This is a genomic window from Paracidovorax anthurii (assembly GCF_003269065.1).
Taxonomy (GTDB): domain Bacteria; phylum Pseudomonadota; class Gammaproteobacteria; order Burkholderiales; family Burkholderiaceae_C; genus Paracidovorax; species Paracidovorax anthurii.
Window position 1 is genome coordinate 46,583 of record NZ_QLTA01000035.1, and the last position, 8,468, is coordinate 55,050.

The window sequence follows — 8,468 nt, forward strand, 5'->3', positions numbered from 1 at the left end:
CCGCCAGTGTGGAACGGGGTGTGATCCGGGAGGGAGCCGCCACGCAACTCCCTCCGCTGCCGGGTCAGGCCACGGCCGGGGCCTTGGAGGTGTTCTCCTTCGGCCCGAACCACGCCACATACAGCGCCGGCAGCACCACCAGCGTCAGCATCGTCGCCGTCACCAGCCCGCCGATCACCACGATGGCCAGGGGCCGCTGCGTTTCCGATCCGATCTCGTGCGAGAGGGCCATGGGCAGCAGGCCCAGCATGGCGAGCAGGGCGGTCATGAGCACGGTGCGCAGGCGCTGCATGGAGCCCTGGCGCACGGCTTCCACCACGCTGGCGCCGCCGGCCTGCAGTTGCTGGAACACCGAGAGCATCACCACGCCGTTGAGCACCGCCTGCCCCGAGAGCGCGATGAAGCCGATGGCCGCCGAGACCGACAGCGGGATGCCGAAGGCCCAGAGCGCCACGAAGCCGCCGATGAGGGCCAGGGGCACGTTCAGCAGGATCAGCGAGGCCATCTTGATCGACTTGAAGGCGTCGAACAGCAGCACGAAGATCAGCAGCAGCGAGATGGGCACGACCACCGAGAGGCGCTTCATGGCGCGTTCCTGGTTCTCGAATTCGCCCGACCAGTTGACCTGGTAGTTGGAGGGGATCTTCACGTTCTTCTCCACGCGGGCCTTCATGTCGGCCACCACCGAGCCCATGTCGCGCCCGGCGATGAAGATGCCGATGGCCGTGGTGCGGCGGCCGGCCTCGCGGGCGATGTTCATCGCACCGGAGCTTTCGCGGATTTTCGCCACGTCGCCCAGCTGCACGTAGCCGCCGTCGGGCGTGGCGATGGGCGTGCGCGGCAGGTTGGCGATGGTGCGCTCGTCCGAGGGCAGGCGCACGGCCACGGCGAACTTGCGCTCGCCTTCCCACAGGTTGGTGGCGGCCTTGCCGGCCAGCGCCGCCTCGATCACGTCCTGGATGTCGCTCACGTTGAGGCCGTAGCGCGCGGCGCGGTCGCGGTCGATGTCGATGAGCAGCTGCGGCACCTGGCCTTCGCGGTCGATCTCGGCGCGGGCCACGCCCTGCACCTGCTTGACCTCGCGCGCGATTTCTTCCGTGATGCGCTTCATCTCCACGAGGTCGTCGCCCGCGAGCTTGATGACGATCTGGCCCTTGATCTGCGAGATGGATTCGAGCACGTTGTCGCGGATGGGCTGCGAGAACGCCGGGTCGATGCCCGGGATGGCCGCGAGCGCGCGGCCCATCTCCTCGGTGATCTTCTCGCGCGTCATGCCGGCGCGCCACTGGTCCTCGGGCTTCAGATCGACAAAGATCTCGGCCATGGAGATGGTCTTGGGGTCGGTGCCGTCCTCGGGCTGGCCGGCCTTGGAGACGGTGGTGCGCACCTCGGGCACCGACAGCAGCGCCTTGCGCGCCATGCGCAGGATGCGCGAAGCCTCGGCGGTGGAGACGTTGGGCGAGAGGCTGAAGTTGACCCAGGTGGTGCCTTCGTCGAGCTCGGGCAGGAATTCGGACCCCAGCCGCGAGGCCGCCACCATGGCGAGCCCGAACACCGCCAGCGCGATGACGACCACCGTGCGGCGGCGCGTGAGCGCCCAGTCGAGCAGCGGGGCGTAGAGGCCCTTGGCGCGCGTGACGAGCCGGTTGTCGCCGTGCGGCAGCTTGCGGCGCAGCAGCCAGTAGGCCAGCAGGGGCACCAGCGTGAGCGAGAAGATCAGCGAGCCGATGAGCGCGGTGGTGACCGACAGCGCCATGGGCTGGAAGATGCGGCCCTCGTGGCGCTGCAGCGCGAAGATGGGGATGTGCGCCGCGATGATGATGAGCATCGAGAACAGCGTGGGCCGGCCCACTTCGCTGGCGGCCTCGATGATGGTGTCGCGCCGGTCGCGCTCGTCCATGTTCTCGCCGCGCTCGGCCAGGCGGTGCATGATGTTCTCGATCACGATCACCGCGCCGTCCACGATGATGCCGAAGTCCATCGCGCCCAGGCTCAGCAGGTTGGCCGGCACGCCCATGATCTTCAGACCCATGAAGGTGGACAGCAGCGCGAGCGGGATCACCACCACCACGGCCAGGCTGGCGCGCAGGTTGGAGAGGAACAGGTAGAGCACCAGCGACACCAGCAGCGCGCCTTCCACGAGGTTGTGGAACACGGTGGTGAGCGTCTTGTCCATGAGCCAGGTGCGGTCGTAGAAGGGCACGATCTGCACGCCCGGCGGCAGACCGCGCGCGTTCAGCTCGGCGATCTTGTCCTTCACGCCCTTGAGCACCACGCTCGGGTTCTCGCCCTTGCGCATGACCACGATGCCGGTGACGATGTCGTCGTCCTGGTCCTGCCCCACCACGCCGAGCTGCGGCACGGCGCCGATGCGCACCTGGGCGATGTCACGGATGAGCACGGGCGTGCCGCCCCGCGAGGCCACGACGATGCGCCCGATATCCTCGGCCGAGCGCAGCAGGCCCAGGCCGCGGATGGTGTACTGCTGCGCGCCCTGCGCCACGTAGCTGCCGCCGGCATTCGCGTTGCTGCGGCCCAGCACGTCCAGCAGGTTCTGGAAGCTCACCTTGTACGCGCGCAGCTTGTCCATGTCGGGCTGCACCTCGTACTGCTTGATGGCGCCGCCCATGGCCACCACGTCGGCCACGCCGGGCACCTGGCGCAGCGCGCGCTCCACGGTCCAGTCTTCGATGGTGCGGATGTCGGTGGTGGTGAGGCCGTCGCCCTTCAAGCGGTAGCGCATGATCTCGCCCACCGGCGTGGCGTTGGGCGCGATCTCGGCCTGCACGCCCGGCGGCAGGTCCACGGTGGACAGGCGCTCGGCCACCTGCTGGCGCACGATGTTCACGTTGGCCGCATCGTCGTAGGTGACCACGGTGAACGACAGTCCGAACTGCGTGTGCGAGAACACCCGGATCGAATTGGGCAGGCCGGCCAGGGCTGTCTCGATGGGCAGGGTGACCTGCTTTTCCACCTCTTCCGGCGCGCGGCCGGGAAAGAGCGCGATCACGGTGACCTGCGTGTCGGTCACGTCGGGGAAGGCCTCCACCGACAGGTTCTTGAAGGCGATGACGCCGGCGAGTGCGAACAGCAGCACGCCGAGCACGATGAAGAGCGGCTGGTGCACCGCGTAGTGGATGAGGCGCTTCATGGAGCCTCTTTCTTCACGGCGCCGTCATCGGCCATGGATTGGAACTGGCGGGCCAGCAGCAGCGCGTTCTGGCTCACCACGGCCTCGCCGGCCTGCAGGCCCGAGGCCACGATGACCTCGCCCGGGCCTTCCTGCGCCAGCTCGACCTTGCGCGGCGCGAACACGCCGGACTCGCGGCGCACATAGACCACGTGCTGCGTGCCGTCGAGCACGATGGCGCTGGCGGGCACCACCACGCCGTTCGCGCGGCTCTCCTGCACGCGCGCGGTGGCCAGCATTTCGGCCTTCAGGCGCCGGTCGGCGTTGGGCACCACGCCGCGCACCTTGATCGTGCGCGTGCCGGGGTCGATGGCGTCGGCCGTGGCCATCACCTTGCCGGTGAAGGTGGCGCCGGGGTAGGCGGGCACCTGCAGCGCGAAGGCGTCGCCGGGGCGCAGCGAGGCGAGATCGCTCTCGCGCGCGTCGATCTGCACCCAGAGCGACGTGGGGTCGGTCACCACGAAGAGGGCGGAGCCGGACTGGTCGGGCCGCACTTCCTGGCCGGGGTTGAGGTTGCGCTCCACCACCACGCCGCTGATGCCGGAGGTGAGCGCGAGCTGCTGGTTCACCGTGGCGCTGCCGCCATAGAGCCGCGTGCGCGCGGCGGCGCGGGCCACCTCGGCATGGGCGCCGGCGGCGTCGGCCTCGGCCTGCTCCAGGTCCTTGCGGGCCACGATGCCGGCCTCGAACAGCTCGCGCTGGCGCTTGAGCGACTGCTGGGCGAGCGACTGCGCGGCCTGCGCCTTGGCGGTGTCGGCCTGGGCCTGCCCGAAATCCGGCGAGGCCAGCAGCGCGAGCGGCGCGCCGGCCTTCACCGACTGGCCCAGGTCGGCCTGCATGGCGGTCACGCGGCCCGCGAAGGCGGGGTACACGCGCTGCGTGCGCTCCTCGTTCCATACCAGGCGCGCGGGCAGGTCCACGGCCACGTCCTTGGCGGCGCGCGCCTCGGTGGTGGTCAGCAGCGCGAGCTGCGGGTGGCCCGAGGGAAAGCGCAGCTGGCCCGACTGCAGCACGGGCGGGGCGGGCTCGGGCGTGGTGGGGGTTTCGGCGGCGGATTTGCCGCAGCCCTGCAGCAGGGCCGCGGCGCCCAGGGCCGCGAGGGCCATCAGGCCGCATGCGGCCTGGCGCCGCGTGGGGAGGGAGAGGAAGTGCACCATGGTCGGAAGGTCCGGGGGAGGAATCGGGGGGCGTTCGGAGCGGGCGGGGCCGGCGGTCAGGGCATGCCCGTGAGCACCTGCGGCTGCGTGCGCAGCAGCCAGGCGCCGCGCGCCTTGGCGTAGTCGGCGCGGGCCGAGAGGGCGTCGAGCAGCGTGGCGCGCAGCGTGCGCTGGGCGTCCAGCAGGTCGGTGAGCGCGATGGCGCCCTTGCGGTAGGCCAGCTCGGCGCTCTCGGCCACCTGGCGCGCGCGGGGCAGCACGCCCTGTTCGTAGTCGGCGGCGCGGCGGGCGGCGCTCTCCTGCGTCTGGCGCAGGTGCTGCAGGTCCAGCAGCGCGAGGCGGCGGGTGTTGTCCAGCGCGTCCTGCGCCTTGGCGTATTCGGCCTGGGCGCGGCCGATCTCGCCCTGGTACTGGTAGCCCCACTGCAGCGGGATCTGCACGCGCAGCTCGACCAGCCGGTTGGAGGTGCCGGGGTAGTGGTCGATGGAGGCGCCCACCGTCCAGTCGGACTTGCGCAGCGCGTTGGCGCCGTCCAGCGCGGCCTGGGCGGCCTGCGCGCGGGCCAGGGCGGCGCGCACGTCGGCGCGGGATTCGGCCCAGGCCGCCAGCTCGGCGTCGGCTGCCGACGCGCCGGCGGCCACGGTGGGCCAGGGGGTGTCCACGGCCTCCAGGCGGGCGCCCGTGCTGCCCGTCACCTGGGCCAGCGCCAGCGCGGCGTCGTCGCGTGCCTGTTCGGCCGCGCGGGTGTCGGCCCGGGCGCGGTCGGCCTCGATGCGGGTGCGCGCGGCGTCCTGCGCCGACAGGTCGCCGGCTTTCACGCGCCGGTCGGCCAGGCCGGCCACGTCGCCCAGGCTGCGTTCGATGGCAGCGACCTCGCGCAGCCGGTCCTGCGCGGCCAGCAGGTCGTAGTAGGCGGCCATCGCGGCCTGCAGCTGCTGCACCTGCACGTCTTCCACGTCGGCATGCGCGGCGTCGGCCGCGCGCTCGGCGGCCTGGGTGCGCAGCGCGCGCTTGTCGCCGCGCTCCCAGGTCCAGTCGATGCCCACCGACTTGTCGATGCGCTTGCGCGTGAACACGTTGCCCGCGCCGGGGCCGTGCTGCAGGTCGATGGAGCTGGCCTTGGTGGTCAGCGAGGGCAGGGGGGCGTGGTTGGCGCTGAGCACGTCGGCGCGGGCGCCGGCCAGGTCCTGGCGGGCCTGCGTGACCTCGCTGTTGTCGCGCGCGGCGGACAGGGCCTGGGCCAGGGTCCAGGCCGCGCCGCGCGCCGCGCCGGCCGGGCTGGCTGCCGCCGGGGCGGAGGAAGAAGAAGGCGGGGCGGCGGTCTGGGCATGGGCCGGGGGCAGACCGGCGAGGGCGCCGCAGGCCAGCAGACCGGCCGCGGCCAGGGAGGCCGGGGCACCGCGAAGGACGGGGAAGGGAATGGGGCGCATGGCGCATTTATAGGCACCGCCGCCTGACCGCTGCCTGACCATGGGCCCGCGGCGCTGCGCCCCGAGGGTGGTTTCGGTGCCGTTTCCCGCGCCACAATGCACGCATTCCCCCCGATCCACTGGCGCGGCCCGTGGCGCGGAGGCCCTTCCACCCCTGTCGCTTCTTCCTGCCCATGCGCATCCTCGTAGTCGAAGACGATGCCGTGCTGCGCGGCGTGATGCTGCGCAGTCTGGCCGATGCCGGCCACCGCGTGGACGCGGCCGCCAGCGTGGCCGAGGCCGGCCATTTCTGGAGCGTGCAGCCCTTCGATGCCGTGCTGCTCGACCTGAACCTGCCGCAGGACGCGGCCCCGGGCAGCGCGCTGGGCAGCGGCCTGTCGGTGCTGCGCGCGGCGCGGGCGCGCGGCGACCGCACGCCGGTGCTGGTGCTCACCGCGCGCGACCGCACCGAGGAGCGCATCGCCGGCCTGGACGCGGGCGCCGACGACTACCTGGGCAAGCCCTTCGACCTGGCCGAGGTGGAGGCCCGGCTGCGCGCCCTGGTGCGGCGCACGCAGGGCGCCGACGACCGCACCCGCGCGGGCGGCCTGGTGCTGGACCGGCGCGCGCGCCGCTTCACGCTGCAGGACGCGCCCTTCGAGCTGCCCGCGCGCGAATTCGAGGTGCTGTGGGAGCTGATGACCCCGCCGGGCCGCGTGGTGAGCAAGCGCACGCTCTCGGACAAGCTCTCGGGCTTCGACGACACGCTGGGCGACAACGCGCTGGAGGCCTTCATCTCGCGCCTGCGCAAGAAACTGCAGGGCAGCGGCGCGGGCATCCGCACCCTGCGCGGGCTGGGCTACATGCTGGAGGCCGGGGCGCCCGGCGAGCCGTCCCCATGAGCGCCGCCGATCCGCGCGGCCCCGTGCCGCCGCCCGCCGGCCTGCCCGCCGCCGCGCCGCCCTCGCTGCGCTCGCGCCTGCTGCGCCACGTGCTCGCGCCGCTGGCGCTCACCTGGTTCGCGGGCACGGCGATCTCGGTGCTGGTGGCCAACAGCTTCACGCAGCGCGCCTTCGACCGCGCGCTGCTCGACGACGCCTACGCGGTGGCGGCCAACGTGCGGCTCAAGGAGGGCACGCTGGACCTGGCCCTCACCTCGCGCGAGCTGAAATCGGTGCTCTTCGACCAGGTGGAGACGGTGTATTTCGCCGTGCTGCTGCCCGACGGCTCGCTGCTGGCGGGCAATGCCAGCCTGCCGGCGCCGCCGCCGCGCGGCGGCGATGCCTACCGCTTCTCCGACATCAGCCACCGCGGCCGCGCCCTGCGCGCCGTGCGCGTGCAGGTCGCCGAGCCCCAGCCCTTCGAGGTGATCGCCGCCCAGACGGTGCATGCCCGCAGCGCCATGCTGCGCAGCGTGCTGCTGTATTCGGTGGTGCCCCAGGGGCTGCTGCTGCTGGCGCTGGCCCTCTGGCTGCGGCGCGCCATCCAGGCCGACCTGCAGCCCCTGGCGGCCTTCCAGGCCGCGCTGTCGGGCCGCGATGCGCGCGACCTCGCCCCCGTGCCGGTGGAGGCCGCCACGCGCGACCTGCAGCGCCTGGGCGGGGCCGTGAACGACCTGCTGGCGCGCGTGGCCCAGGGCGTGCGCGCGCAGCGCGAGTTCGCCGGCAACGTGGCGCACGAACTGCGCACGCCGCTCGCCGGCATCCGCGCCCTGGCCGCCTACGGCCTGGCCCACAAGGACCCGGCCGTGTGGCATGAACAATTGGCCGGCGTGGCTGACAGCGAGGCCCGCGCCAGCCACCTCGTGGACCAGCTCCTGGCCCTGGCGCTGGCCGACGAGGTGCGCGGCGCCATGCCGCGCCAGCCCGTGGCGCTGGACGAGCTGGCGCGCGACGCCGTGCTGCGCTTCCTGCCGCGCGCCGACGCGGCCGGCGTGGACCTGGGCGCGCGCGGGCTGGAGCAGCCCATGACCGTGCAGGGCCAGCCCCTGCTCATCGAGGGCGTGCTGGGCAACCTGATCGACAACGCCCTGCGCTACGGCCGCCCCGCCGGGGACGGCCCGCCGCCGCGCATCACCGTGGAGATCGTGCGCGAGGCCGCCGAAGCCGCCGAGGGCAGCGGCGGCGGTGGCGTGGTGCTGGCGGTGGTGGACAACGGCCCCGGCATCCCGCAGGCGCAGCGCTCCGACCTGCTGCAGCGCTGGGCCCAGGGCCGCGAGGGCGAACGCCTGGGCCAGGGCGCCGGCCTGGGCCTGGCCATCGTGGCGCGCTATGCCGAGCTGCTGGGCGCGCGGCTGGTGCTGGGCACGGGGGCGGACGGGCAGGGGCTGCGGGTGGGGCTGGTGCTGGCCGAGGCGGCCGTTGCCGCAGCCGAGGGGGGCTGAACGCCCGCGCCGGCTTGCCAGGCCCCCGCGCAGCCTTAGAACGTGTTTACGATCTTCTGAGTAGCAGAGCCAGAAACGCCAAGTGGACGAACTGTAAGCTGGTGTTGAGCCATCGCTCACAGTTCTTCCATAGCCGCCGGTTCTTGTCCAGCCAAGCAAAGCTGCGCTCAACCACCCAGCGCTTGGGCATGACCTTGAAGGTGTGCAACTCGCTTCTCTTGGCGATCTGCACCGTCACATGCTCACCCAGGATGTCCTTGACGCCTTGCGCGAAGGGCTCGCCTGTGTAACCGCTGTCCGTCAGCACACTTTGCACCCGCCCCAGCGAG

General features: G+C 72.5%; 6 protein-coding genes. 2 read left to right on the forward strand and 4 right to left on the reverse strand.

The genetic code is table 11. The features are described from left to right. Nucleotides 1-64: 64 nt before the first annotated feature. The 3 genes from AX018_RS16325 to AX018_RS16335 are packed head-to-tail and all read right to left on the reverse strand — an operon-like array spanning nt 65 to nt 5,777. The gene (locus AX018_RS16325) at nt 65-3,151 is read right to left on the reverse strand and encodes an efflux RND transporter permease subunit (protein ID WP_111879257.1); all 3,087 of its coding nucleotides are present in this window, start codon (nt 3,149-3,151) and stop codon (nt 65-67) included. Then, on the reverse strand, nt 3,148-4,347 hold the full coding sequence (locus AX018_RS16330) for an efflux RND transporter periplasmic adaptor subunit (protein WP_111879260.1): 1,200 nt from the start codon (nt 4,345-4,347) through the stop codon (nt 3,148-3,150). Before AX018_RS16330 ends, AX018_RS16325 begins: the two co-directional genes overlap by 4 nt. A 56-nt stretch (nt 4,348-4,403) precedes the next feature. After that, complete coding sequence (locus AX018_RS16335) at nt 4,404-5,777, reverse strand: TolC family protein (RefSeq protein WP_211322455.1); 1,374 nt, start codon at nt 5,775-5,777, stop codon at nt 4,404-4,406. A gap of 173 nt (nt 5,778-5,950) precedes the next feature. Here AX018_RS16335 and AX018_RS16340 point away from each other — a divergent pair, with 173 nt between their 5' ends. After that, complete coding sequence (locus AX018_RS16340) at nt 5,951-6,658, forward strand: response regulator transcription factor (RefSeq protein ID WP_111879262.1); 708 nt, start codon at nt 5,951-5,953, stop codon at nt 6,656-6,658. Further along, nucleotides 6,655-8,139 (forward strand): sensor histidine kinase, encoded by a 1,485-nt coding sequence (locus AX018_RS16345; protein ID WP_111879265.1) that lies wholly within the window; start codon nt 6,655-6,657, stop codon nt 8,137-8,139. Before AX018_RS16340 ends, AX018_RS16345 begins: the two co-directional genes overlap by 4 nt. 46 nt (nt 8,140-8,185) lie before the next feature. On the opposite strand, the gene AX018_RS16350 is transcribed toward AX018_RS16345, so the two are convergent. After that, nucleotides 8,186-8,468 (reverse strand): transposase (locus AX018_RS16350; protein ID WP_146749345.1); only part of this gene is annotated, 283 nt, incomplete at its 5' end.

What these genes read in the sequence shown, in the direction of transcription:
- AX018_RS16335 (WP_211322455.1), bottom strand. Translation starts at nt 5,777, where the DNA reads ATGCGCCCCATTCCCTTCCCCGTCCTTCGCGGTGCCCCGGCCTCCCTG.
- AX018_RS16325 (WP_111879257.1), bottom strand. Translation starts at nt 3,151, where the DNA reads ATGAAGCGCCTCATCCACTACGCGGTGCACCAGCCGCTCTTCATCGTG.
- AX018_RS16345 (WP_111879265.1), top strand. Translation starts at nt 6,655, where the DNA reads ATGAGCGCCGCCGATCCGCGCGGCCCCGTGCCGCCGCCCGCCGGCCTG.
- AX018_RS16340 (WP_111879262.1), top strand. Translation starts at nt 5,951, where the DNA reads ATGCGCATCCTCGTAGTCGAAGACGATGCCGTGCTGCGCGGCGTGATG.
- AX018_RS16330 (WP_111879260.1), bottom strand. Translation starts at nt 4,347, where the DNA reads ATGGTGCACTTCCTCTCCCTCCCCACGCGGCGCCAGGCCGCATGCGGC.